21 protein-coding genes and 1 pseudogene are annotated in these 25,908 nt (G+C 58.4%); 13 read left to right on the top strand and 9 right to left on the bottom strand.

Annotated features, from left to right (window positions below):
- Positions 1–38 precede the first annotated feature (38 nt).
- Positions 39–2,084, top strand: coding sequence for a phenylacetic acid degradation bifunctional protein PaaZ (gene paaZ, locus QQF73_RS03165; RefSeq protein ID WP_285367194.1), 2,046 nt, complete (start codon positions 39–41; stop codon positions 2,082–2,084).
- A 121-nt stretch (positions 2,085–2,205) separates the two neighbouring features.
- Here paaZ and QQF73_RS03160 read toward each other — a convergent pair whose 3' ends face one another.
- The 6 genes and pseudogenes from QQF73_RS03160 to QQF73_RS03135 all read right to left on the bottom strand — a co-directional run bounded on the left by QQF73_RS03160 (position 2,206) and on the right by QQF73_RS03135 (position 7,482).
- Entirely contained in the window at positions 2,206–2,910 is a 705-nt protein-coding gene (locus QQF73_RS03160; RefSeq protein ID WP_324125400.1) for an ABC transporter ATP-binding protein, read from the bottom strand.
- A 210-nt stretch (positions 2,911–3,120) separates the two neighbouring features.
- A pseudogene (locus tag QQF73_RS03155) lies at positions 3,121–3,570 on the bottom strand (hemerythrin domain-containing protein); the annotation flags it as partial.
- Positions 3,571–3,587: 17 nt separating this feature from the next.
- Positions 3,588–4,346: an ABC transporter ATP-binding protein gene (locus QQF73_RS03150; protein WP_219866873.1), complete on the bottom strand. Its 759-nt coding sequence runs from the start codon at positions 4,344–4,346 to the stop codon at positions 3,588–3,590.
- Positions 4,343–5,353 carry a branched-chain amino acid ABC transporter permease gene (locus QQF73_RS03145; protein ID WP_219866874.1) on the bottom strand — a complete coding sequence of 337 codons (1,011 nt, stop codon included), beginning with the start codon at positions 5,351–5,353 and terminating at the stop codon, positions 4,343–4,345. The genes QQF73_RS03150 and QQF73_RS03145 overlap by 4 nt, the downstream gene beginning before the upstream one ends.
- The gene (locus tag QQF73_RS03140) at positions 5,353–6,228 is read right to left on the bottom strand and encodes a branched-chain amino acid ABC transporter permease (RefSeq protein ID WP_219866875.1); all 876 of its coding nucleotides are present in this window, start codon (positions 6,226–6,228) and stop codon (positions 5,353–5,355) included. The genes QQF73_RS03145 and QQF73_RS03140 overlap by 1 nt, the downstream gene beginning before the upstream one ends.
- Positions 6,229–6,324: 96 nt before the next feature.
- Complete coding sequence (locus QQF73_RS03135; protein WP_219866876.1) at positions 6,325–7,482, bottom strand: ABC transporter substrate-binding protein; 1,158 nt, start codon at positions 7,480–7,482, stop codon at positions 6,325–6,327.
- Between the two features lie 407 nt (positions 7,483–7,889).
- Here QQF73_RS03135 and paaX point away from each other — a divergent pair, with 407 nt between their 5' ends.
- A complete protein-coding gene (gene paaX, locus QQF73_RS03130) occupies positions 7,890–8,837 on the top strand; it encodes a phenylacetic acid degradation operon negative regulatory protein PaaX (RefSeq protein WP_219866877.1) in 948 nt (315 codons plus the stop codon).
- 33 nt (positions 8,838–8,870) lie between these two features.
- Here paaX and QQF73_RS03125 read toward each other — a convergent pair whose 3' ends face one another.
- A complete protein-coding gene (locus QQF73_RS03125) occupies positions 8,871–10,295 on the bottom strand; it encodes a hypothetical protein (RefSeq protein WP_285367193.1) in 1,425 nt (474 codons plus the stop codon).
- Between the two features lie 112 nt (positions 10,296–10,407).
- Positions 10,408–11,271 (bottom strand): thioredoxin, encoded by an 864-nt coding sequence (trxA, locus tag QQF73_RS03120; protein ID WP_285367191.1) that lies wholly within the window; start codon positions 11,269–11,271, stop codon positions 10,408–10,410.
- A gap of 175 nt (positions 11,272–11,446) precedes the next feature.
- Between trxA and lon the strand changes: the two genes are divergently transcribed.
- Both lon and QQF73_RS03110 read left to right on the top strand, forming a co-directional pair.
- On the top strand, positions 11,447–13,897 hold the full coding sequence (lon, locus tag QQF73_RS03115) for an endopeptidase La (RefSeq protein WP_285367190.1): 2,451 nt from the start codon (positions 11,447–11,449) through the stop codon (positions 13,895–13,897).
- A 138-nt stretch (positions 13,898–14,035) separates the two neighbouring features.
- On the top strand, positions 14,036–15,292 hold the full coding sequence (locus QQF73_RS03110; RefSeq protein ID WP_285367189.1) for a PQQ-dependent sugar dehydrogenase: 1,257 nt from the start codon (positions 14,036–14,038) through the stop codon (positions 15,290–15,292).
- Positions 15,293–15,309: 17 nt separating this feature from the next.
- Here the strand turns inward: QQF73_RS03110 and QQF73_RS03105 are convergent, their stop codons facing one another.
- Positions 15,310–15,810, bottom strand: a complete 501-nt coding sequence (locus QQF73_RS03105; protein WP_219868075.1) for a MarR family winged helix-turn-helix transcriptional regulator — start codon at positions 15,808–15,810, stop codon at positions 15,310–15,312.
- Between the two features lie 318 nt (positions 15,811–16,128).
- Between QQF73_RS03105 and QQF73_RS03100 the strand changes: the two genes are divergently transcribed.
- The 9 genes from QQF73_RS03100 (at position 16,129) to QQF73_RS03060 (ending at position 25,841) form a co-directional block, all read left to right on the top strand.
- Positions 16,129–17,136, top strand: a complete 1,008-nt coding sequence (locus QQF73_RS03100) for a TPR end-of-group domain-containing protein (RefSeq protein ID WP_416383199.1) — start codon at positions 16,129–16,131, stop codon at positions 17,134–17,136.
- Positions 17,137–17,330: 194 nt separating this feature from the next.
- On the top strand, positions 17,331–18,443 hold the full coding sequence (locus QQF73_RS03095) for a branched-chain amino acid ABC transporter substrate-binding protein (protein WP_219866882.1): 1,113 nt from the start codon (positions 17,331–17,333) through the stop codon (positions 18,441–18,443).
- A gap of 162 nt (positions 18,444–18,605) precedes the next feature.
- Positions 18,606–19,529: a high-affinity branched-chain amino acid ABC transporter permease LivH gene (gene livH / locus QQF73_RS03090; RefSeq protein WP_219866883.1), complete on the top strand. Its 924-nt coding sequence runs from the start codon at positions 18,606–18,608 to the stop codon at positions 19,527–19,529.
- Complete coding sequence (locus QQF73_RS03085; RefSeq protein ID WP_219866884.1) at positions 19,529–20,800, top strand: high-affinity branched-chain amino acid ABC transporter permease LivM; 1,272 nt, start codon at positions 19,529–19,531, stop codon at positions 20,798–20,800. The genes livH and QQF73_RS03085 overlap by 1 nt, the downstream gene beginning before the upstream one ends.
- 6 nt (positions 20,801–20,806) lie before the next feature.
- Complete coding sequence (gene livG / locus QQF73_RS03080; protein ID WP_219866885.1) at positions 20,807–21,562, top strand: high-affinity branched-chain amino acid ABC transporter ATP-binding protein LivG; 756 nt, start codon at positions 20,807–20,809, stop codon at positions 21,560–21,562.
- A 9-nt stretch (positions 21,563–21,571) separates the two neighbouring features.
- Positions 21,572–22,273, top strand: a complete 702-nt coding sequence (locus QQF73_RS03075) for an ABC transporter ATP-binding protein (RefSeq protein WP_219866886.1) — start codon at positions 21,572–21,574, stop codon at positions 22,271–22,273.
- Positions 22,274–22,553: 280 nt separating this feature from the next.
- Positions 22,554–23,018, top strand: a complete 465-nt coding sequence (locus QQF73_RS03070) for a DUF3015 domain-containing protein (RefSeq protein WP_219866887.1) — start codon at positions 22,554–22,556, stop codon at positions 23,016–23,018.
- An 88-nt stretch (positions 23,019–23,106) separates the two neighbouring features.
- The gene (locus QQF73_RS03065; RefSeq protein WP_285367188.1) at positions 23,107–24,972 is read left to right on the top strand and encodes an Lnb N-terminal periplasmic domain-containing protein; all 1,866 of its coding nucleotides are present in this window, start codon (positions 23,107–23,109) and stop codon (positions 24,970–24,972) included.
- The gene (locus tag QQF73_RS03060) at positions 24,942–25,841 is read left to right on the top strand and encodes an alpha/beta hydrolase (RefSeq protein ID WP_219866889.1); all 900 of its coding nucleotides are present in this window, start codon (positions 24,942–24,944) and stop codon (positions 25,839–25,841) included. The genes QQF73_RS03065 and QQF73_RS03060 overlap by 31 nt, the downstream gene beginning before the upstream one ends.
- The last annotated feature ends 67 nt before the right edge of the window (positions 25,842–25,908 follow it).

The raw sequence follows: 25,908 nt of genomic DNA, 5'->3' as shown, positions 1-25,908 counted from the left end.
ACTTGCCTTCACGTTTTCAGAAATGAACGGAGTTTCCAATGTCAGTCCTGAAAAGTTTCATCGCCGGCCAGTGGGTCGGCGAGCAGGCCGCCAAGGCTCTGCCCAGCGCCGTGAATGGCGAGATCGTGGCCCACACCCACGACGATACCCTTGATTTCAAAGATGCCGTTGAATATGGCCGTAAGGTTGGCGGCAAGAACCTGATGGCGATGGATTTCCAGGAGCGTGCCCTGGCCCTGAAGGCTATGGCCATGTACCTGCAGGAGCACAAGAAGGAACTGTACGCACTGTCGATGCACACTGGCGCCAGCAAGGGCGACAACGGTATCGATATTGATGGTGGCTTCGGTACCCTGTTTTCCTACGCCAGCATGGGCCGACGCGAGCTACCCTCAGGCAACGTCCTCCACGAGGGACCGGTGGTGCCACTGGGCAAGAACAACCACTTTGCCGGCACCCACATCATGGTACCCCGCGGTGGTGTTGCCGTACACATTGATGCCTACAACTTCCCGGTCTGGGGCATGCTGGAGAAATTCGCACCCACGTTCCTGGCAGGCATGCCGTCCATCGTGAAGCCGGCCACGTCTACCTGCTACGTCACCGAACTGGCGGTTCGCCTGATGCAGGAATCCGGCGCCCTGCCCGAAGGCAGCCTGCAGTTAATCATCGGCAGCACCGGCGACCTGTTCGAGCACCTGGAAGAGCAGGACGTAGTGACCTTTACCGGTTCCGCAGCCACCGCACGCAAGTTGCGCAATCACCCGAATATCATCAATCGCTCCATCCCCTTCAATGCCGAAGCGGATTCCCTGAACAGCGCCATTCTGGCTCCGGACGTCACCCCAGAGCACGAGGAATTCGACATTTTCGTGAAGGAAGTCGGCCGTGAAATGACCGCCAAAGCCGGCCAGAAGTGTACGGCGATTCGTCGTGTCATGGTGCCCCGCGATCAGGTTGAGGCAGTCTGTGACAAGCTCAAGGAGCGCCTGTCCAAGGTCACTGTGGGCGACCCCTCCGTAGAAGGCGTCCGGATGGGGGCACTGGCCTCCATTGACCAGCTGGAGGATGTCAAAGCCAATATCCAGGAACTGCTGAAGACCAGCGAGCTGGTAGTTGGTGGCGATGACAACTTCAAGCCAACTGGCGAAGGCACCGAAAACGGCGCATTCATCGAGCCGCACCTGCTGTTGTGCCGCAATCCCGAAAGCGGCTGTGGAGCCCACGATATCGAGGCGTTTGGCCCGGTCGCCACGGTTATTCCCTACGACACCATTGAGGATGCTCTGGCGCTTTCTGCCAAGGGCCGTGGCTCCCTGGTCACCACGCTGACCACTCGTGATCCGGCCATCGCTGGCAAGATCGTTCCAGCCTTGGCGGCCTACCACGGACGCCTGCACCTGTTGAACGCGGAAGCTGCCAAGGAATCCACCGGCCATGGTTCGCCACTGCCCATGCTCAAGCATGGCGGGCCGGGCCGAGCCGGTGGTGGTGAGGAGCTGGGCGGTATCCGTGCAGTTCACCATTACCTGCAGCGCACCTCGATCCAGGGCTCGCCCACGATGCTGGCCGCCGTGACCGGCGAATACGTTCGTGGTGCCGAACTGATTGAATACGACGTTCACCCGTTCCGTCGGCACTTCGAGGATCTGCAGATCAACGAATCCCTGCTGACCCACCGCCGCACTGTCACCGAAGCGGACATCGTCAACTTCGGCTGCCTGTCCGGTGATCATTTCTACATGCACTTTGATGAACTGGCCGCAAGGGAATCCCAGTTCGGCAAGCGCATCGCCCACGGTTACTTTGTGCTGTCCGCGGCGGCCGGCCTGTTCGTTTCTCCCGGCGAAGGCCCGGTTCTGGCGAACTACGGCCTGGACACCCTCCGCTTTATCGAGCCGGTTGCACCGGGAGACACCATCCGGGCACGGCTGACCTGCAAGCGCAAAATCGATCAGGGTCGGACATCGCCGGACGGGCACCCACAGGGTGTCGTGGTCTGGGATGTACAGGTTCACAACCAGAACGACGAAATGGTTGCGAGCTACGATATCCTGACACTGGTTGCCAAGAAGCCCGAGTAAAACCGGGCTGCCAGATTTTCTCCCTGTCTTGGACCCCAGGGAGAAAGTCACAGGCAAATAAAAGGGGGACAGGTTTAGCGACCTGTCCCCCTTTTATTTGTGCTTCAAAAACGAGCTGGCGTTACATGCCCAGGTAGGCCTCACGGACTTTCTCGTTGCTCAGCAGTTCCTTGCCGGTGCCCTCAATCACCACGCGGCCGGTTTCGAGGACGTAGCCCCTATCGGCCAGAGCCAGCGCCTGGGAGGCATTCTGCTCAACCAGGAAGATGGTGATACCTTCCTTTTTCAGCTCCTTGACGATGTTGAAGATCTCTTCGATGATCAGCGGCGCCAGGCCCATGCTTGGTTCATCAAGCAGCAACAGCCGGGGGCGGGCCATCAGTGCGCGCCCCATGGCCAGCATCTGTTGCTGACCGCCGGAAAGCTCCCCGGCCAGGTTGTGACGCTTCTGCCGGAGAATCGGAAACTTGCCGTACATTCGCTCGAGATCCTCGGCGACTTCCGGGGTCCGGCCACGGGTGTAGGCCCCCAATAACAGGTTGTCATGGACACTCAGATCCTTGAATACCTGGCGTCCTTCCGGCACCTGAACGATGCCCTGACTGACCCTCTGATCGGTACCTACCTTGCCCAGATCCTTGCCCTCAAACAGCACACTGCCACGATCGACCGGTTGCAGACCGGAAATGGTCATCAACAAGGTTGATTTGCCGGCACCATTGGCCCCGACCAGCGACACGATCTCGCCACTGTTGATCTTGATATCGACGTCATGGAGGACTTCGATCTGGCCATAGGAGGTCACCAGGCCTTTGACGGACAGCAGTTCCTCCTTCTCGTGGGGGGCCGTCATACGCTCTTCGTGCTTCAGGCCAAGACCACCGAAACGCTCAGGCGTATAGCTGACAATCTGGTGGCGAAGCTCCCGGAACTCATCACGGACCCGTTCGCCGAACAGGGGATCGTTCTCCACGTCCCGGGCTTCAATGATTTGTTCCCAGTCCCCCTCGCTGAACAGATCGCGAGCTCTGGGGATCACCACGCCCTCTTCCTTGCGGATGTGTTTGCGCAGGGCTTCACTAAAGCGGGCCAGCGCATGACTGAACTGTTCACGCCCCTCCGGCCACTTTTCCATGCAGGCCTTGAGCAGCTGACGCAGCTCATTCACTTTCACATCGCCAATCTCATAGCCTTTGGAGAGCTTTTCCAGAAGCGGCACGGACTCCGGAGACTTTTCTCCGAGCAGCCGGTACAGCACAATCTCAGTGGGCTGACTGTGCACCCGACGGGCAAAGTGCTGAATGTAATCGAAAATGGTGGTCAACAGCTTTTCGTCCGGACGCTGTTGATTGATGTTCATGTCGTGCAGAAGCTGATCAAGAAGATCAAGCGTGCGCCAGAGCGCCTGGTGCTCCCGCACAATGGTCCCAATCGCCTGCTCACCACGTGACTGGGCAGGCGCAATTCCCGTGTTTTGCTGTGTCATTCGAATTGCCTCCTTACTCAGCCACCCAGATAGGCAGCGATAACATCCGGATTCTGGCGGATTTCTGCCGGGGTACCTTCGGCCAATACGCGGCCATAGTTGAGAACCAGAAGCCGGTCGGAAATACCCATCACCAGTTTCATGTCGTGTTCAACCAGCATCACCGTCGTACCCTCGTCGGCAATCTTCCGGATCAGCTGTTCCAGCGCCGCCGTCTCGGTTGCATTCAGGCCGGCCGCCGGCTCGTCAAGGAGAATGATCCGCGGCTCGGCGGCCAGTGCCCGGGCAATCTCGAGGCGTTTGAGCGCACCGTAGGACATGGCCGACGCCTCGGTCTCGAGATACTCCCCGCAGCCTACATATTCCATAAGCTCCGCAGCCCGCGCACGCGCGGCCGCCTCATCCCGGCGCAATGCCGGCAGACGGAACAACGTGGTGAACAGGTTACTCTTGAGCTTCAGATGACGACCGAGCATGACGTTTTCAATGGCGGTCATGTTCATACAGATCTGCATCTGCTGGAATGTCCGGCACATGCCCCGCTCGGCGAGCTCGTTGGGCTCGAGATCAGTCGTGCTCTCGCCATTCAACCGAATTTCGCCGCCCGTCGGCGTATACAGTCCAGTGATCAGATTGAACAGGGTGGTCTTGCCAGCGCCATTCGGACCAATCACCGAAAAGACCTGCCCGGCTTCTACCGCAAAGCTGACATCCTCAACCGCATGAACGCCACCGAAGGCCTTGTCCAGCCCCTTTACTTCAACCAGTGCACTCATGCGGCACCTCCGGCTTTTTTCTTACCCAGTTTCGTGGAAACGACTGCGGTCAAGGTAGGCAGAAGGCCTTTCGGCATGAAAATCATGGTCAGCATGAGAATCAGACCAAACATCACGGTCTCCAGCTCCTGGAAATCGGCCAGAACCTGAGGCAAGAGCTTCAACACGACGGCGCCCAGAATGACACCGAACGTCGACCCCATGCCGCCCAGCACGACCATGGTGATGAACAGAATGGAGAACTCGAAGCTTGCGACTGCCGGCGTGATGAAGCCCTGAAAGTGGGCATAGAGACTACCCATCAGGCTGGCGTAAACGGCAGAAATGACAAACACCAGGCTTTTGTATTTGGCGGTATTCACACCCACGACGCGGGCAGCAACTTCCGACCCGTGTACCGAGCGCAAGGCACGGCCAATCGGCGATTCAATCAGGTTCAGCGCGAACCAGACAGCCACCAGCAGGACCACACTGGCGAAGATGTACCAGGCCTGGAAGCCTTCAATCTGAAGACCAAACAGGGAGTACTGGCCAAACGTGCTCAATTCCCAGCCGAACACCTCAAACGCCGGAACCGGCATACCGTCTGGGCCGCCAGTAAGAGCACGCTCGTTGTTCAGGATAATGGCAATGATAAAACCGACGGCGAGGGTCGCCATGGACAGATAATGCCCCTTCAGCCTCAGGATCGGTCGCCCGACCACCCAGGCAATGATACCCACAACAACGGCACCAACCAGCAGCGCCGGCACTGACGGCCATCCGTAGGTCCCGGTTGCGATACCGGTGAAATAGGCCCCGAGGCCAAAGAAACCGGCGTGACCCAGACTGATCTGACCGGCGTAGCCTACCAGAAGGTTCAGGCCCACCACGGTGGCCGCAATAATTGCCATCTGGGTAACCAGCTCATAGTGAAACGGGTTACCGAGAAAGGCAGGAAGAATAATCAGAATCAGCGCGAGGACCATTACTCCCCGGAGGCGTGACTGCATAAGACGATTCAACATCAGACACGCTCCACTACTTTGGCACCAAACAATCCGCGGGGGAGGAAGAACAGCACCAGCAGGATCATGGAGAATGCAACGGCATCCTTGTAGTCGGAGGACAGGTAACCAGCCGACATTGCCTCGACCACGCCGAGCAGAAGCCCGCCGACAACCGCACCCAGACCACTGCCCAGACCGCCAATCGCCGCAGCAACGAAGCCCTTCAGGCCGAGGATGATGCCAATGTCATAAGAGGTGAACGTAATCGGGGCCACCACAATGCCGGCGACCGAGCCAAGCAGCGCAGATACCATGAACGCCAGCATCAGCACCATCTGTGTCCGGATGCCCACCAGGCGCGCCGCTTCCTTGTTCATGGACGTGGCCAGGATCGCTTTACCGATCAGCGTCCTGGTGAAGAACAGTACGAGCGCCACGACGAGCACGGCGCCAATGCCCAAAACCCATAGGCTCTGACTGTTCAGGACAGCGCCAAACACCTGAATCGGCTCGTCACTCGTGAAATTCTGCATCACGTGGTATTCCTTACCCCATACAATCTGGGCAATACCGCGGATAAAGATCGAGGCGCCGATGGTGATGATAATGAGAGTTACCACGTCTGCCTGCTTTGCCGGAGCAATGGCAAACCGCTGCAAAAGAATACCCAGAATTCCGGCCAGTACAACGGCAAGAACCACCGCAAGGATCATGGGCACGCCCATGGCGGTGAGGGACACGGTCGCCATACCGCCGATCATCAGGAACTCGCCCTGGGCGAAGTTGATCACGTGGCTGGCGTTATAGATGAGGGTAAAGCCAAGGGCGATCAATGCATAGGTTGCACCGATAGTAACCCCGGTAAAGAGATACTGTAAGAATTCCGAGAACATAGCCTAGATTCCGGTCGAACACCGGCTGACTGACTGCCCGCACCCTCTCGGGAACGGGCAGTCATCAGTCAGCGGAAAGACAAGTTACAGATAGGATCAGTCGATCAGCTTCCAGTCGCCATTCTGGACTTCCAGAATCCGGAACGAATCGGCATCAAGACCGTTGTGATCCTCAGGAGACATATTGAACTCGCCAGTCACACCAACGTAGCCACTGATGCTTTCCAGAGCGTCGCGAACGGCTTCCGGATCAGTGCTTCCTGCCTCTTCGATCGCGCGGACAGCCAGCATCAGGCCGTCGTATGCGTAGGCACCGAAGGTCGATACCTTGGAATCCCAGCGCGCTTCGTATTCCGACTTGTAGTTCTGAACCACCTCTTTCTGGGGATCAGATTCCGGCAGGGAATCCGGCACCAGAAGAGGTGAGGCGGGAAGACGAAGACCCTCGGCTGCATCACCGGCAAGCTCGAGGAAGCTATCGGATGCCACACCGTGAGACTGGTAGAACGGAAGTTCGATGCCCAGTTGGTTGTAGTTACGAGTAACAATGGCCGGGCCCTGCCCGAAACCGAAGTTCAATACAGCTTGAACACCGTCGGTATTCCGGATGTTGGTCAGCTGCGCGGTCATGTCGGTATCGGATCCACTGTAGGTCTCGTCGGCCACAATTTCGACACCCATCATCTCGGCGACTTCGAGCGTCTGGGCACGGCCAGAGCTACCAAAACCGCCGGTTCCGGAAATCAGACCCACTTTCGTCAGGCCACGCTCTTTCATATCACCCAGAACACGCTCGGCGGCCATACGGTCAGTTTGCGGCGTCTTGAAAACCCATTTCTTCACCGGTGTTGTAATAACCACTGCGCCAGCGAGTGAAATGAAAGGAACACCCGCTTGTTCCACCAGAGGAACAGCGGCCATTGTGGCACCGGTGGTACTCCCGCCTACGATAATATCAACCCGGTCAGAGCGAAGCAGACGGCTCGCAAAGTTACGGGCTGAGGAGGCATTACCTACGTCATCGTAATGAATCAGTTCGAGTTGACGCCCCAGGACACCACCATCTTCGTTGATCTTCTCGACGTACATCTCAAGCGTTTTCAGCTCGGGGTCACCGAGAAAGGAGGCTGGCCCTGTCACTGAGAGGAAGGACCCGATTTTGATTGGTTCGGCTGCCTGGGCGCTCATCATCATGAGACCAGCGGCAGCGACTGCTGCGCATTTACCCGCGCGACGCATCATTGTGCTAAGCATTGTTTTTGTTCTCCCGAATTGTGTGGGGGCTGAGCCACCCCGCTCTCGTATCTCAGAAATAAGACGGTGGCCTGACATTTTCGCTCCACTTTCGTGTCACGAATCACGGACCACCACCCCGCTTCAAACCGGCCCTTGCCTCACAGAACCAGACCAGAAAGACTCAGAACCTTCACCACCGGCAAAAAACTCGATACCGTTGACGAATATCAAACGAAGTTATTGTATCATAATTCCAGTGTCAACCGGTTTTGGTTTCATCCGGAAGCACTGTTGAGAGTAAAGTCGACCTTCGGCAAAGCCGCCAGTCTGGGCGCGGGTGAAGGGTGCGCTTTACCTCAACGGCAAGAACCGCATAATAGCGACACGACAAAGTTTCTTAATTTTATGAATTCGATACCAAAATCATGTCAGCCAAGACTCAGCTAGAAAACCTTGTAAAAGATTTTCAGAAAAAGCGCCCTCTCAGAGCGGGCTCACTCATCATTACCGTTTACGGTGACGCGATTGCGCCGAGGGGTGGCACAGTGTGGCTGGGCAGCCTTATGAAGCTGCTGGAACCCATAGGCATCAGCCAACGACTGATCAGAACGTCGGTCTATCGCTTGGTTCAGGAAACCTGGCTCCAGACCGAGCGGATCGGGCGATGCAGTTACTACAGCCTGACGGGCCCCGGACTCCGTCGATTCCAACAGGCTTTTCAACATGTCTACAGCATTACCAATGAGGAATGGAGCGGGAGCTGGTGCCTGGTCTTCCTGAACCAGCTGGATTCTGAGACGAAGCAGAAAGTCCGGGATGAGCTGAAGTGGCTCAGCTTTGGAAACATTGCACCCGGCGTCATGGAGCATCCCCGCTATACCCGCCACCAACTGATTCCGATGCTGCAGGAGTGGGGAGCACTGGACGACACTATTGTCATGCAGACCCAGCCTCTGGAACAGAAAAGCCCCAGAGCCCTCAGACTGCAAGTCCGGGAGAGTTGGAATCTGGACGAGCTGGCATACCGCTATCGCCACTTTCTCGAACAATTCAGACCGCTTTGGCGGGAATTGCAGTCAAATGACAACCTGACACCCCAGGAATGCCTGCTCGCCAGGATTCTGCTGATTCATGAGTACCGGAAAATTCTTCTGAGAGATCCGCAGCTGCCCGATGAGCTGCTTCCCGGAGACTGGGAGGGCCGAAGCGCTAAGCAACTGTGCCGGAACCTGTACCGGAAAATCTATGCCCGCGCCGAGCAATGGCTGGATGAACATCTTGAGAACGCCTCTGGCCCTCTGCCCCGTCCGAATGAGGCCTTTTACAAACGTTTCGGCGGCCTCAGGGAGACAGCCCAACCAATTGCCGAATAGCAAGACAGGCAATCAACCCGTTTGGATCATGCGTTAACGGAGCGACCGGAAGTACCGCTCAAGCAGGTAAGGATCATCAAAATGCCTGCGTCCGACAAATAATACCGCGTGGTGTCCCCACTGTCGCATTCCCCCGGCGGACGGGACCCCCGTTGGCCATAACAGAAAGCGTTCCGGTCGCTCGGTTCCGTCGATAAGCCCATCCCCACCGTACAGGCGCCCCCCTTGAAGAGACCGCCCCCTGAGCCCATCCAGGGGCTCCAGGCGGTAAGACCTCACTGCCCCTTCGGTGGCCACCCCACCCGCGGCGACGTTCACCAGCTGGTGTTCGCTCGCCGATAATGACAGAAGTGGCGCTTTGTCATCGCTCGACACCGAGCCGAGTAGCCACAGTCGCGCGGCCTCAAAATCAACGCCCTCCTTCAGCACCAGGCCACCGTCAACCAGCAGCCACTGATGATAGCAGCCACAGGGGTGGATGGTGTCGTACACCAGTGGTTGGCCGTCTTCACCGACGGTTACCCGCCAGACAAACCCGTCCAGCGCACCGGCGTAGATATCCAGCCCGTCCTCCGCTGGCCGGGCTGCAAACCAGAGAACATAAACCAGTTGCGGCAGGATAACCCCGTCCTGATAGACATAATTGAGGTGCGTATACACCACGGGCTCAGGCCGGAAATGCAAGTCTCCACTCTCATCTCGACCGGGCACGCCCGGGACGTCGTTGCGATCCCGGGTCTCTATCCGCCAGCCTGGCGCGTGCCGCTGAAATAGCCCTCTGAGGGTTTCATCCTTTAACACCGGCACACCCAGCGAGTCCCGCTTGTAGGAAGCTGGCCAGCTGCGATCACCTTCCGGAAATGTGACAGGGAGATAGGTCCTCCAGGGGGCTTGTGCATCGTACTGGGCAAACTGTTCGGCCAGGTCCGTCATGGTAACGGTGGCGCGCCAACGCACGACCGGGGCAACCAGCGGGTACACGCCAAGGACTCGGGCGGTGGTGCTGTAACTGTCCGGCACTTCCGCGACGTCGGCCAGCCCGGGCCATAAGTCAGGCTCCGACATAAGGGTAGAAATGGCCTGACTGGCACACTCCTGCAACCCGGCCAGCCATTGGGAAGCTGCGACCGGCCCACCCTGCATTTCATAGCGCCATGCGGTAAGAGCCTTGCCATGCGCCCGCCTCAACCAGTCCCGGCGTTGCACCGGAGACAATTCGGCCAACTCAAAGCTGGCGAGAAAGCGGTCGACTCGCAGATAGGGAAAGCCCGGCGGCGACCAGTCCTGTGCATCGAAGCGACCATCGACGGCTACCTGGTCCTGCCAGCGCAGAAACTGCTGCCTACATTCCCCGGAAACAGCCACCGCGGGCGCTTCGGAATATTGGTGGGTAGCGCAGCCTGCGACCGCTCCGAGCAAAAGCACCACCCCGAGAAAGCGCCAACCGTAATGCCCCATGATGAGTCTCCGCTCGTCGTGCCTCATCATTTGAAACCGAAACACTCCGAATGGTTCCCCTCGGGCATGGCAATGCTCCCGGGCTGGCCGCGGCGCCCGGTGGCTGGTTCAATCAGTGCATGAGGGTGTAGAGCTTTCGGCGGTAGGTACGGACATCCGGGTTGTTGTTACCCAGTTTATCGAAGAGCTCGATCAACGTCGTTTTGGCCGCCTCGTCCTTGTACTTGCTGTCGACCTGCATGAGTCGGATCAGCAACTCCATGGCATCCGCATTGTTTTCCAGGAGAACGTGGTGCAACGCCAGCTGGTGCAGCGCATTCGGATCTTTCGGATCCTGCTCCAGGGCCATTTCCAGATCTTTGATCGGTGGCAACTCGGCGGACTGCTTCAAGAACTTCACACGGGCCGCCAGCTGCCTGGTCTGATGCTGCATCTTCTCTTCCGGCGGCAGGCTCTCAAGCACTTGCTCTGCGGTTTCCAGATCGCCCATTTCCGCTTTCAGCTGGGCCAGGTCAATCAACACCTTCAGATTTTCGGGATCCTTGCGGTTGAGCTCAGACAGAATGGCCAGAGCACCATCGACGTCCCCCCCCTCCCAAAGACGATGGGCCTTGTCATAAGGATCTTCTTCCGGCGCTTCGACATGTTTGTCCAGCACCTTGCGGATTTCACCCTCCGGCAGGGCGCCATTAAAGCCATCCACCGCCTGACCGTTCTTGACCAGAATGATGGTCGGCAGGCTTCGAACGCCCAGACTGGAGGTCAGATCCTGCTGCTCGTCCGCGTTCACCTTCGCGAGCAGAAAGCCACCCTGATAGTCATTCGCCAGTTTTTCCAGAACCGGCGTCAGCTGTTTGCAGGGCGCGCACCACTCGGCCCAGACATCCACCAGGATCGGCGTAGTGGCGGAAGCGTCCATCACCTGCTGCTGGAAGTTTTCCATGGTGGCTTCAAAAATATACGGAGAATCGCTCATCCATTGCACCTGCATAGTCGGAAGAATCATCGTAACTGCCAGAGGACATGGGGCCAGAGCGCCAAAAATCAAGCATCTGCCACCACAAGGCCAAATCCTTGAAATAGCCGTAACTGCCGTTACATAAGCTAGTAGATATGATTCCCCCAACTTTTCCCCATGGATACTTCACGGCATGAATGACGAAAATCGCACAGAGTCGCTTGAGGAATTCGAAGAAGACCTGACTGAGTACATCGGAAAGGATGAGCACAGCAAGAGCCTTGCGCTGCCACAGCAGATGATGCCAACGCGCATGTACGTGCTGCCGGTTTCCAACCGGCCCTTCTTCCCGGCCCAGGTCCAGCCGATCATGGTCAATCAGGATCCCTGGCAGGAAACTCTCAAGCGCGTGGGCGAAACCGACCACCGGGTACTCGGCATCTGCTTTGTGGAGGAGCACGATGCCGAGCAGGGCATTCCCGCCAGCGAACAACTGGAAACCATGGGCTGTGCGGTCCGCGTGCACCAGGCCCAGAGTGAAGGCGGCAAGGTTCAGTTTATCGCACAGGGTCTGCAGCGCTTTCGCATTGTGCAGTGGCTCCGACGTAAACCGCCCTACCTGGTTGAAGTGGAATATCCACGGGAACCGAAAGAGGAACCCGACGAGCTTAAGGCTTACACCCTCGCCATCATCAGCACCATCAAGGAGTTGCTGCGCACCAACCCGCTCTACGGTGAAGACGTCAAACAGTACCTGTCCCGGTTTGGGCCGGACGACAGTTCACCGCTGGCTGATTTTGGCGCGTCCATGACCAGCGCACCGGGCAACGAACTCCAGGATGTGCTCGACACGGTTCCCCTGCTCCGGCGCATGGAGAAGGTACTGCTGCTGATGCGCAAGGAGCAGGAAGTGGCCCGCCTGCAGTCGGAAATCAGCGAGGAGGTAAACGCCAAGGTCCAGAAACACCAGCGTGAATTCTTCCTGAAGGAGCAGCTCAAGGTCATCCAGCGCGAGCTGGGCATGGCCAAGGACGACAAAACGGCGGACGTTGAACGCTTCGAAGAACGCATAGCCAGCCTGAATCCGCCCGAAGCCGTGCAGGAACGTTTCAGGGACGAAGTCCAGAAGCTGCAGGTGCTCGAACAGGGTTCTCCGGAATACGGTGTTACCCGCAACTACCTCGACTGGCTGACCCAGGTACCCTGGGGCATCCACTCCGATGACCACTTTGACCTTGCCGAGGCCCGGCGCATCCTGGATCGGGACCACGATGGGCTCGACGACGTCAAAGACCGGATTGTCGAGTTCCTGGCAGAAGGCACGTTCAAGGGCGAAGTCAGCGGCTCCATCCTGTTGCTGGTCGGTCCTCCGGGCGTCGGCAAGACCTCGATTGGCCATTCCGTCGCCGATGCGCTTGGCCGAAAATTCTACCGCTTCAGTGTCGGCGGCATGCGGGACGAGGCTGAAATCAAGGGGCACCGGCGCACCTATATCGGTGCCATGCCCGGTAAGTTCGTTCAGGCGCTCAAGGACTCAAAGGTCGCCAACCCGGTGATCATGCTCGATGAAATCGACAAGATCGGGGCCTCGTTCCAGGGGGATCCGGCCTCGGCACTTCTGGAGACCCTGGATCCTGAACAGAACCGGGAATTCCTCGACCACTACCTGGACGTGCGGATGGACCTGTCCAAGGTGCTGTTCATCTGCACCGCCAACCAGCTGGACACCATCCCCCGGCCCTTACTGGACCGCATGGATGTGATCCGCCTGTCCGGCTACATTGCCGAGGAAAAACTCGCCATTGCCAAGCATTATCTGCTGCCCCGTCTGCTCAAGCGGGCAGGTCTTCTGAAGAAGCAGCTCAACATTACCGATGCCGCCATCAAGCAGGTCATTGAAGGGTACGCCCGGGAAGCCGGGGTCCGGAATCTCGAAAAGCTGCTGCACAAAATCATTCGCAAGGGCATCGTGAAATTGCTGGAAACCCCGGACATCCCGGTCAAGGTCGGCGTCTCCGACCTCGCGGATTATCTGGGGCAACCGGCTTTCCGCAAGGAAAAATCCCTGAAAGGCATTGGCGTTGTCACCGGCTTGGCCTGGACGGCCATGGGTGGCGCAACCCTCAGCATCGAGGCATCGCGGATTCACACCAGCCAGCGCGGCTTCCGGTTGACCGGCCAACTTGGCGACGTCATGAAGGAGTCGGCGGAGATCGCCTACAGTTACGTTTCCTCGAACCTGAAACGCTTCAAGGGGGATCCAACCTTCTTTGACAAGTCCTTCGTGCACCTGCACGTCCCGGAGGGCGCAACGCCCAAGGACGGTCCGAGCGCCGGCGTCACCATGGCCACGGCCCTGCTGTCCATCGCCCGCAAGGAATCGCCGCAACAGAACATCGCCATGACGGGGGAACTGACCCTCACCGGCCAGGTACTGCCCGTCGGCGGTATTCGGGAGAAGGTCATTGCGGCGCGCCGTCAGAAAATCGGCAACCTGATCCTTCCGGAAGCAAACCGCGGAGACTACGAGGAACTGCCGGACTACCTCAAAGAAGGTCTTACCGTGAATTTTGCCAAGCATTACAATGATGTATTTCAGGTCTGCTTCGGCAACAAACCCCGTTCGGGAGCTCGTGTGCACTAGAAACCGGCGCGGCCTGTGAGCGCTCGCCTTGACGCTCACGGGGCTGCCGTCTTTACTCCTTTGAGACGGGCGTGGAAACCGGAGAACCGAAGTCTTCCGGCCAATTCGCCACGCCACGCTCGGCCAGGGAGGGGGGCCATGAATAAAATCGCCTCTGCATTCTGCATGGCCGCGAGTATTGCTGCGCTCCACCCTTTAGCACTTGCCCAGCCAAATGACACCCTAAAAGCACTCGCGAAATCCCAAACCGGATTTAAAATCATCGAGCAACAGGGCGAGCAGGCGCGGGCCATCCAAGGCATCCTGAAAAACATCTCCTTACCCGATGGCTTTGCCATCACACTCTATGCACTGGCCCCTCGTGCCCGCCATATGGCCGTCGGCCCACGGGGCATGGTCACCTTCGTGGGCACCCTGAAATCTGAAGTCTGGGCCATCATCGATCATGACCGGAATGGCATCGCGGACGAGGTCAGGAACTTTGCTCCCTTCATCGAAAAGTCCATGCCTAACGGCCCGTGCTTTGCCCCGGACGGAGTACTTTACATCGCAGAACAAAACCGGGTGTTGGCGTATCCGAGGGCGGAAATCCAAATTCAAGACGCCAACCCCGAAACCTTGGAGGTCATACCGGCGGGTGCGCTGATTCCTGAAAAGTTTGTCAGCTCCAACCACACCGCTCGGGTCTGCGACGTGGGCCCGGACAACAGGCTCTACATTTCACTTGGCCAGCCATACAACGTAACCCAAAGGGAATACCTGAACACCTTCGGTGAAATCGGCATCGGCGGCATTATCCGGATCAGTCGAGACGGGACCGATCGCGAAGTCTATGCTCTGGGCATTCGAAATTCGGTTGGCCAGGATTTTCATCCAACCACCGGCGACCTGTGGTTTACCGACAATCAGGTTGATGGCATGGGTGACGACATTCCACCCGGGGAAATCAATCAACAGACCGCCATGGGCCAGCATTTTGGCTTTCCCTGGTTCGGTGGCGGACATGTTCGAACCAATGAATACAAAGATGAGGAAGTTCCGGGTGGGGTGGTGTTCCCGGTCTCCGAAACCGTGGCCCACGCCGCGGACCTTGGCATGCTGTTCTATCAGGGCGACATGTTTCCGGATCACTATCGCGGCGGGATTTTTTCGGCCCAGCATGGCTCCTGGAACCGGAGCGTGCCCATTGGTGCCCGGATAATGTTCACTCCGGTTGATGCGCAAGGCAGGATCGCAGGCGACACCGAACCCTTTGCTGAAGGCTGGCTGGATGAAAACGGCAAGTATCTGGGCCGCCCGGTCGACGTTGCCCAACTCAAGGATGGCTCACTACTGGTTTCTGACGACCTCACCGGCGCTGTTTACCGCATCACGTACGCCGTCCCGGGCTCCTGAGCCTGGGCGAACGCTCGTCAAGACTTAGCATCCGCCTTCCAACCGTCCTCGCGCAGCACGGGCCCGACGTGCAGCACCGGCGATGCGTCGATATCGTCCGCGTCCATCATGTTGGCCACCCGCTGGAGCGAAGCCAGAATCATGGTCTGCTCCCATTCATCCAGGCTCTGGAACTTCTTGATGAAGTCTTCCTGCAGGGGGTTCGGTGCTCGGGCCAGGATCTCGGCGCCTTCATCAGTCAGGTGCGCGTGCACTTTGCGCTTGTCCTGGGTACTGCGGACCCGGTACACCAGCTTACGATGCTCAAGCCGGTCCAGAATGGTGGTAACCGTCGCCTGACTGAGACTGACCTTGTCGGCAATGGTACCGATCGTGACCTGCCCCAGGTCCCGGATGGTCCGCATGATGAGCAACTGCGGGCCTGTCAGCCCGGCATGTTTGCTGAGGCGCTTGGAATGAAGGTCCGTCGCGCGGATAACGCGCCGCAACGCTACAAGTACCTGCTCATAGTTATTCACAGCACTGCTCCGATCGGGGGGCTGGATACCCTGCTGATTTGAATCGGTGGCGTCGAGCGGTTTCAGATACGCGCGCTTGTCACTCGCCATCGGCTAAAGCCTCACTCCAATGAAGTCCCGTAAGGGTCTGAGTCAATGAAAACGACCAACTTATTTATACCACTAACTATTAGAGGTCGTTAGACCAGAAAATGCAAGTCGACAAATTTACCTAACGGGGTTCCTACCTGACTGTCTCGAACCCCGGGGCATTTTTTCCCCCGGCCACTATGCTAAGGTCTGCAACTTTCCGAAACCTTGCAAAGCGGAAGCAGTTCAATGATCAGCCGACACCTAGACCGGTTTTTGTCCCTGAATCCCGTGTTCCGTCGTCATCGCGCCGACCGCCGGAGCCAGCTCACCACCATCCTGCGAACCATTGCGGGCATGCTGATGCTCGCCCTGGCCCTGGGCGGGCAAGCACAGGCGCAGAGCGAAGACTCGCCCCCCCCCGGTCGCAAAGACGTCACCTCGGATGACGTGGCAGCAGCGCTCTCTGATCTGGAAGAGCCCATGTACACTCCGTTTATTGAGCTGTACCTGCTGGAGGAAAGCAAAGCCCTGCGCAAGGAAATGCAGAACACCCGCGCCGAACTGATTGAAAAGGTGGTCGACAAGGAGCTGTCGGTGGCCGACAAGACCATGTCATACGCCACGGACACCGTGACCTACTTCTTCTACCTGATCGCCGGCGCCACCTCCATTCTTGTTGTGATCGGCTGGAACTCCATCCGTGACATGCGCAACCAGCTCACCAGTCTGGCGGAAAAACGGGTAAACGAACTGGTGGTGGAATACGAGAAGCGTCTCGAGGCCATTGAGGAGCAGCTGAAGCAGAAGTCCGACATCATCCATCAAAACCAGGCGGAAATTGAACGCACTAATGAAGTGCACTCGCTCTGGCTTAAAGCAAGCCAGGAGACCTCGCAGCAAAACAAGATTGCCGCCTACGATCAGATTCTGGACCTGCGTCCGGACGATGTGGAGGCACTGAGTTACAAGGCTGACGCCGTACTCGAGATCCAGGAACCCCTGTGGGCGATCAGCCTTTGCCAGCGCGCGCTCAAGCTGGCCCCGGACAATGGCCACGCCCACTACCAGCTGGCCTGTGCCTACGCAGAGATCGGGCGCTGGGAGGATTCGGTCGCGACGTTACAAAAAGCAATAGACATTTCAGAGGCCTATCGGGACGATGCCTCTGTCGATCTCAGTTTCGAGCAATTGCGCGAGCACGAAAGCTTCCGCGCACTGGTGTTTACCGACCAGGATGACAGCACGGACGCGTGACGCCTCTTAGAGCGGCACAGGCTTTGCTAGCAAGCTTCATGATCGGAAGCTACCTGCTTTCACGATGGCAAGCTTTCAGAGCCCTGTGTTCCCGAGCAAACTATGCCCGGTCTGCTTGACAAGCAGGGGGGTGTGGTGTTTGTTTGAGTCTCTGAGAACACAAGAATAACCCTGAACCAAACAGGACAGACCTAATGAAAACCTCAGTGAAAAAACTCGCAACCGCTGTTAGCACCTCCATTGCCCTGATGGGCGCCGGCCACGCCGCCGCCGCAATCCAGATCGGCATTGCCGGCCCGATGACGGGCCCCGTCGCCCAGTATGGCGACATGCAATTTTCCGGTGCCCGCATGGCCATCGAACAGATCAACGCCAATGGCGGTGTCATGGGTGAGGAACTCGTGGCAGTCGAATACGACGATGTGTGCGACCCGAAGCAGGCCGTCACCGTTGCCAACAACCTGGTCAACGATGGTGTCCGTTACGTGATCGGTCACCTGTGCTCCAGCTCTTCGCAGCCCGCCTCCGATATCTACGAGGATGAGGGCATCCTGATGGTCACACCGGCATCCACCAGCCCGGAAATTACCGAGCGTGGCTACGAGCTGGTTTTCCGCACCATCGGTCTGGACAGCATGCAGGGGCCCGTCGCGGCGAACTACCTCGCCAGCCTGAATCCTGAGCGTGTTGCCATCGTTCACGACAAGCAGCAGTACGGTGAAGGTATTGCCACCGCCGTTCGCGACACCCTGAAGAACAAAGGCGTCGAGATCGCCATGTTCGAAGGCATCACCGCCGGCGACAAGGACTTCTCTTCCCTGGTGACCAAGCTGAAGCAGGCTGACGTCGACTACGTCTACTACGGTGGCTACCACCCGGAACTGGGCCTGATCCTGCGCCAGGCGCGCCAGGCTAATCTGGATGCCACCTTTATGGGTCCCGAAGGCGTTGGTAACAAAGACATCAACACCATTGCCGGCGAAGCGGCCGAGGGCCTCCTGGTAACGCTGCCGCCCAGCTTCGACAAGAAAGCGGAAAACCAGGAGCTGGTCGCCGCCTTCCAGGATAAGGGCGAAGATCCCTCCGGCCCGTTCGTGCTGACTTCCTACACAGCTGTTCAGCTGGTTGCCCATGGCATCAAACAAGCCGACTCCACCGATCCGTTCGAGGTGGCAGAGGCCCTGCGTAGCGGCTCTTTCCAGACCCCGATCGGTACGGTCGAATACGACGAGGCCGGCGATATGAAATCGTTTGAGTTCGTTGTCTACGAATGGCATTCAGATGGAAGCAAAACTCCGGTAAACTAAGCCAAAATCGTTAACAAACGGTAATTTTTAGAGCACCTTCTCACCGCGATCCGGGAGAAGGTGTTTTTCTAGGCTCCTGTTGAACCTCCCCCACTCCTGTTCCGGATATCCCGGGGCGGACGTGCGGCAGCGGAGGGAGCAGGCTTTCGGAGTTTTCCACTAATGCAAGATCTCCTGTATTTCTCTCAGCAGCTCATTAACGGGCTGACGATCGGGAGCACCTACGCCCTGATCGCCATCGGCTATACGATGGTTTACGGCATCATCGGCATGATCAACTTTGCCCATGGTGAAATCTATATGATTGGCGCCTACACGGCGCTGATTGCCATTACCGGCCTGGCCTCCCTCGGCGTTGCCTGGTTGCCGCTCATTCTGATTGTCGCGCTGGTCTGCGCCATGATCGTTTCCAGCGCAATGGGCTGGGCTGTGGAGCGGGTTGCCTACCGGCCGGTTCGCGGACGGCATCGCCTGATCCCGCTGATCTCCGCAATCGGCATGTCGATTTTCCTGCAGAACTATGTGCACCTTGCCCAGGGTTCCCGCAACATCGGTTTCCCGGCGTTGATTGAGGGAGGCTTCCAGTTCGGATCCGACGGCGCCTTCCAGATGTCCCTGTCCTACATGCAGATCACGATTTTCGTGACCACACTTATCTGCATGACTGCGCTGTCGCTGTTCATCGCCCGCTCACGCACTGGGCGCGCCTGTCGCGCCGTGTCCCAGGACCTTGGCATGGCCAACCTGCTGGGCATCGACACCAACCGAATCATCTCAGCCACCTTCGTGATCGGTGCCGCACTGGCAGCCGTAGCCGGGCTTCTGTTGGGCATGTACTACGGTTCGGTCGATCCGCTGTTCGGCTTCATTGCGGGACTCAAGGCGTTTACCGCAGCGGTGCTTGGCGGTATTGGCAGCATCCCGGGCGCCATGCTGGGCGGATTGATCCTGGGCGTGTCTGAAAGCATGACCTCCGGCTACCTCAGCGGAGAATACAAGGATGTGGTCTCCTTCGGCCTGCTGATCCTCATTCTGCTGTTCAAACCCACCGGCCTGCTTGGCAAACCGGAGGTTGAGAAGATCTGATGGCTGCTCAAAATATTAAACACGCACTTTTCTGTGCCGTTATCACCCTGATTATTTCCTACCCCATCCTTGGGTTTAACCTTGAGGCCCAGGGCATCAACGTCACCATTGTGGGAGCCAACGCCACCACGATTATGGGCGTATTCCTGGCGGCGCTCGTGGTGTTTGTCTTCCAGCTGTTCCGCGACAGCATCATGGGTAAACTGGGCAACCTGTCCAGCCTCAGCTCGGGCACGCACAAAGAACCAATGGCCGAGAACAAGCGGGTCAAAATTGAATCCTGGGTCCTGACCGGGATCGTGGTGCTCGCCCTGTTCTGGCCGTTCTTTATGTCCAGGGGTGCGGTTGACCTGGCGACGCTGGTGCTGATTTACATCATGCTGGCCCTCGGCCTCAACGTGGTGGTTGGCCTTGCCGGCCTGCTCGACCTGGGTTACGTGGCCTTCTACGCCGTGGGGGCTTACACCTTCGCCCTGCTGTCCCAGTATCTGGGTGTATCCTTCTGGTTCGCGCTGCCTATCGGTGCACTTCTGGCTGCGACCTTCGGTCTGGTACTCGGTTTTCCGGTGCTGAGGCTGAGGGGCGACTATCTGGCAATCGTGACGCTTGGCTTTGGTGAAATTATCCGCATCCTGCTTAACAACTGGACCAGCCTGACCGGAGGCCCGAACGGCATCGGCGGCATTCCCGACCCGACCCTGTTCGGGATGGAATTCGGTCGCCGCGTCAAAGGTGAAGGCAACACATCCTTCCACGAGACCTTCAACATCGCCTACAGCGGTGAACACAAGGTGATCTTCCTCTACCTGATTGCGCTGGTTCTGGCGGTAATCACCGCCCTGGTCATTCGTCGCTTCATGCGTATGCCGGTGGGGCGCGCCTGGGAGGCGCTGCGGGAAGATGAGATCGCTGCCCGCTCCCTCGGTCTGAGCCGGACCGCGGTGAAGCTCTCGGCCTTTACCATCGGCGCGTTCTTCGCAGGCTTCGCCGGCACCGTGTTCGCCTCCAAGCAAGGCTTTATCAGTCCTGAATCATTCGTATTCCTGGAATCCGCCATCATCCTGGCCATCGTGGTACTCGGTGGCATGGGCTCGCAGATTGGCGTTGTGTTGGCCGCGATTGCCGTGACCATCCTGCCCGAGCTTGCCCGGGAATTTTCCGAATACCGCATGCTGATCTTCGGTGCCGCCATGGTATTGATGATGGTCTGGCGTCCGCAGGGGCTCATGCCCATGCGCCGTATTCACATTGAACTGAAAAAGCAGGAGTGACGGACGATGCTTGAAGTACAGAATCTGTCCATGCGCTTTGGCGGCCTGCTGGCGGTAGACCAGGTGTCACTGGACGTTCAGGAACGCGAAATCGTTTCCATCATCGGCCCTAACGGTGCCGGTAAGACCACCGTGTTCAACTGCATGAGCGGCTTTTACACGCCGACGGGTGGCAAGATCCTTTTCGAAGGGAGTGAAGTCCAGGGCAAGCCGGACTACAAAATCTCCCGGCTGGGCATGGTAAGAACCTTCCAGCACGTGCGCCTGTTCAACCAGATGACCGTGGTGGAAAACCTGCTGGTCGCCCAGCACCGGCACCTGAACACCAACCTGGTGGCCGGGCTGCTGAAAACCCCGAATTACCGTGAACGGGAGCAGAAGTCGCTGGATCGAGCTGCCTACTGGCTGGAACGTGTGGGACTTATGGACCTGGCCAACCGGGAAGCCGGCAACCTGGCGTATGGCCAGCAGCGCCGCCTGGAAATTGCCCGCTGCATGGTGACCGAGCCCAAGCTGCTGATGTTGGACGAACCGGCAGCTGGCCTCAACCCGGCGGAAACCAAGGATCTCAATCAGCTGATTGTCAGCCTGAAAGAGGATTACTGTGTTTCCGTGGTGCTGATTGAGCACGACATGAGCCTGGTTATGGACATCTCAGACCGGATCAACGTCATCAACCAGGGACGCCCCCTGGCCAGTGGCACACCGGAAGAGATCCGCCAGAACGACGACGTGATCAAAGCCTACCTGGGCGAGGCCTGAGGAAAAACCATGCTTGTACTAGAAGATGTCCACACCCATTACGGCAAGATCGAGGCACTGCACGGTGTCTCTGTCGAGGTCAAGAAAGGCGAAATCGTGTCCCTGATCGGCGCCAACGGAGCAGGCAAGACGACGCTGCTGATGACGGTTTGTGGCAACCCACAGGCCAGTTCCGGACGCGTTATCCTTGAGGGCCGCGACATTACCCGGGAGCCGACGGCGCAAATCATGCGCTCCGGCATTGCCATTGTTCCGGAAGGGCGCAGGATCTTTTCTGGCCTGACGGTGGAAGAGAACCTGCACATGGGCGGGTTCTTCAATACCAAAGGCGAGATCCGCAAAAGCCAGGAACACGTCTACGAACTCTTCCCCCGGCTGAAAGAGCGTGAGAACCAGCGTGCCGGTACCATGTCGGGCGGCGAGCAGCAGATGCTCGCCATCGGCCGCGCCCTCATGAGCAAGCCCAATATGATCATCCTGGACGAGCCTTCATTGGGCCTGGCACCGCTGGTGATCAAACAGATCTTTGAGATCATCGGGCACCTCCGGGAGGAAGGCATTACCGTGTTTCTGGTCGAACAGAACGCCCACCAGGCGCTGAACCTGGCAGACCGGGGCTACGTGCTGGAGACGGGCAAAATCCGCCTCCAGGACACCGGCAAGAACCTGCTGGCCAATCCGGACGTGCAGAACGCCTACCTTGGCGGCTGACGAGCCAAACGCAAGAAGGCAAACAGAGCCGGCACCGGTACCTCCAGTGCCGGCTTTTTCATATCCAGGCCCTGCGCGGTTTCGCATTTTGAGAAATTTCACGGCTAAATCAATTACTCACATAACTTTACGCTTGCGATTTCAGGATTTGCACTATACTCAGTGGAACGGTCATCCTGTCTCCACAGAAACCAGTCAGGGCCGTTCCCGCATTACCGCCAGTTCACCCAGCTGGTGGTGCGGTATGCGACGACAGCTAAACCATACAAAGGAGTGGATAATGAAAAAACTGATCGCAGGTGCAATTCTTCTCGGTGCTTCTTCCTTGGCCTTCGCACAGCCTGGCTGTGGCATTGGCGCAATGGTCTGGAAGGGGCAGTCCGGTATTGCCCCTCACGTCCTCGCCGCCACAACCAACGGCACCTTTGGTAACCAGACCTTCGGTATGACCACCGGTACCCTGGGTTGCCAAACCAACCAGGCGGTCCAGTCCATGGCCATGTACATGGATAGCAACATTGACAAGGTGGCCCGTGACATGTCGCGCGGCACTGGCGAAAACCTCGACACCCTGGCGGTTTTGCTGGGCGTTGATTCAGCTGACCGTGACGCCTTCCGCAAGGTGCTGCAGGATAACTTTGCCACCATCTTCCCGAGCTCTGATACCACCTCTGGCGAAGCGGTCGACGCCATCGTTGCCCTCCTGGAGCAGAACGACTCTCTGAGCAAATACGTCGCAGCCTAAAACCTGCCTCGTACAGGGATGCTCATGCGCCAGGGACGGTGCGCTATCCTGACCCATTCGCTCTCAGATCCGGACGCTTCAAACACCCATGGGCTATTTGCTTCGCCTCGGACCAGCCTTGCTCTGGCTGGCCCTCACCGCGCCTGTGCAGGCAGACACACCCCGAAACACCCAGACTCTCTCTCAGGATCCGGCCTGGCTGACACTGGGCCATTACCAAACGGACACCCTCGGCACCGGCTTTACCAGTCAGGCCGATGATCCCGATTTTTTCCTGAGCGACAACGGCAAACACTCCCCCCAATCCGAACTGGAGGCGACGCTCGCCTCGATCCAGCGCCCCGGCGATGGGGACGGGCATGCCCAGTGCCGTTTCCCAGCGCGAACGACTTGGCTCCGGAAGAAACTTGAACTCTCGTTACCCGACGTGAACTGTCCTGCCTACGAGGAATGGACCGAGACCCTCAATACCGAGACCGTCACGTTGGTGTTTGCCGCCTCGTACCTGAACAGCCCGTCTTCCATGTTTGGACATACCTTCCTGAGACTCGATCCGCCTCAGGAAGACGCGGAAACCAACCTGCTTCTGGCCAACACCATTTCCTATGCAGCGGATGCTGCTGCACACGACAGCGAAATACTGTTTGCCTACAAGGGCATCTTCGGGGGTTACCCCGGCATTACCACGGTGCAGCCCTATTACGAAAAGATCCGTCTTTATTCGGACATCGAACATCGGGATCTCTGGGAGTACAAGCTCAACCTGACACAGCCCGAAGTCGACCTGATGCTGGCGCATGCCTGGGAAATCCGGGACCATAACTTCGATTACTATTTCTTTGACGAGAACTGCGCCTACCGCCTGCTGGCACTGATTGATGTGGCGCGACCGGGCACCGACCTCCTGGATGAGGTGAGCACCCACGCCATTCCCTCGGATACCGTTCGCTGGGTTGTCGACAAGGACCTGGTCGCCGGGGTTTATTACCGCCCATCCGCGGCCACCTCGGTGGCCTACAGCCTTGAGACCCTGCCGGACGATCAGCAGACCCTGGCTGCTGCAGTAGCCAACGGCTACCTCGCCCCGGGAGCGGAAGAAGTCCGAGCGCTCAGCCCCGAGGAGCGGGCCCATGTGCTGGATGCCACCTACGACTATGTTCGCTATCAGAGCGAGGCGGAGAGCTGGCCTCGTGAATTCGCCGCGCCGCTGTCCCACGAGCTTCTGACGGAGCGCAGCAAAATCGACAACGCCGCGGCGCCGGCACCACCTCCCGAGCCTGACATCCGGGACGACCAGGGACATGACACGTTCCGGGCCAGTATCGGGGCTGGGCAGCTGGCTCACCGGGAGTTCACCCAGTTGACCCTCCGACCCGCCTATCACGACGTTCTGGACCCGCCGGCCGGTTACCGTGCCGGAGCGCAACTCCAGTTCCTGCGGCTCGATGCGCGCTATTACACGGATAACGACGAACTGCAACTGGAGCAGCTGATCGGCGTGGAGATCCGGTCCCTGAGCCCCAGAGACCAGTTCTTCTCGCCACTGTCCTGGCAGGTCGGCTTTGGCGGCCGGCGCACCGACACGGGGAATAAGCGGGTTCTGACGCCTTATCTCGAAGGCGGCGCCGGCGGCAGTTGGATGCTTGGCAAACAGATCCAGGTTTTTGCCATTGCCACGGCCGTCCTTGAGATCGACGACGACCTTGATCGCGGCTACGACGCCGCTCCGGGTGCCGACCTCGGACTGCTGCACCAGAACAACCGGTTCAGCCTGATTGCCGGCGCCAGGACCAAGGCCTGGATTGCCAGCAGCCAGCATCGACAGGATCAGGTTTACGCCCGCGGCAACTGGCACCTCGGCCGGGACTTCAGCGTGTTTGCAGAATTCACCCGGGAAGACCACTACGACAGGTACCAGAGCACATGGCAAGCCGGACTGCACGCGTACTTTTAACGGCAACAAGAATCAAGTCCGGCGCTCTTGTGCTGGGACTGTTAACGGCCACCCTGCTGCAGAGCGGCTGCAGCAGCGTATTCTTTTTTCCGGACAAGGTGACCTACATCACTCCGGACCGCCTGAACCTGGCGTACGAGGACATCTACCTCGACACCGCCGACGGTGAGACCCTGCATGGCTGGTGGCTCCCGGCCGCGACCGACAAGGATGATACGAAGGGCACCGTCTATTTCCTCCATGGTAACGCCCAGAACGTCAGCAGCCACATCCTCAACGTGGCCTGGCTACCGGGTGAAGGTTACAACGTCTTCGCCATCGACTACCGCGGTTATGGTAAGTCCACCGGGGCACCGGACATCGAAGGCGCCCTCCATGATGTGGAAACGGGCATGCGCTGGCTGGCAGCAAAACCGGAGACTCAGGACACCCCGGTATTTCTCCTGGGCCAAAGCCTGGGCGGGGCACTCGGCATCCCGCTGGCCAGCGAATGGGTGAAGCGGGCCGAGGAGCCTGAAATCCAGGGCGTGGTACTGGATGGCACCTTCTCAGGCTTTCGCGGCATTGCCAGGGAAAAACTGGACAGCTTCTGGCTGACCTGGTTGTTCCAGATACCCCTAAGCTGGGCCATTCCGGCCGAGTACGAGGGCGTCGATCGCATCGACGGCATCAGCCCTGTGCCCACGCTGGTTATCCACAGTGTCCGCGATGGCATCATCCCCTTCCACCACGGCAAGAAACTTTACGCGGCAGCGGAAGAACCGAAAGAATTTCTGCAAACCGACACCCCGCACGCTTCAACGTTCGTGATCCCGGCCTACAAGCAAATTGTTCTGGATTTCCTCTCCAGGGCCACTGGCCGGTTTTAAGAATCTGTTGAGGACTGGGGACGGCCCGAAACAAGCCCCCCAAACGAGAAAAACCCGCCAATCTGAA

Origin of the sequence: Marinobacter albus, assembly GCF_030238305.1 — a bacterium.
Classification (GTDB): domain Bacteria; phylum Pseudomonadota; class Gammaproteobacteria; order Pseudomonadales; family Oleiphilaceae; genus Marinobacter; species Marinobacter albus.
Note: the sequence above shows the minus strand (reverse complement) of the source record. Positions and strands in the feature narration are given on the sequence as shown.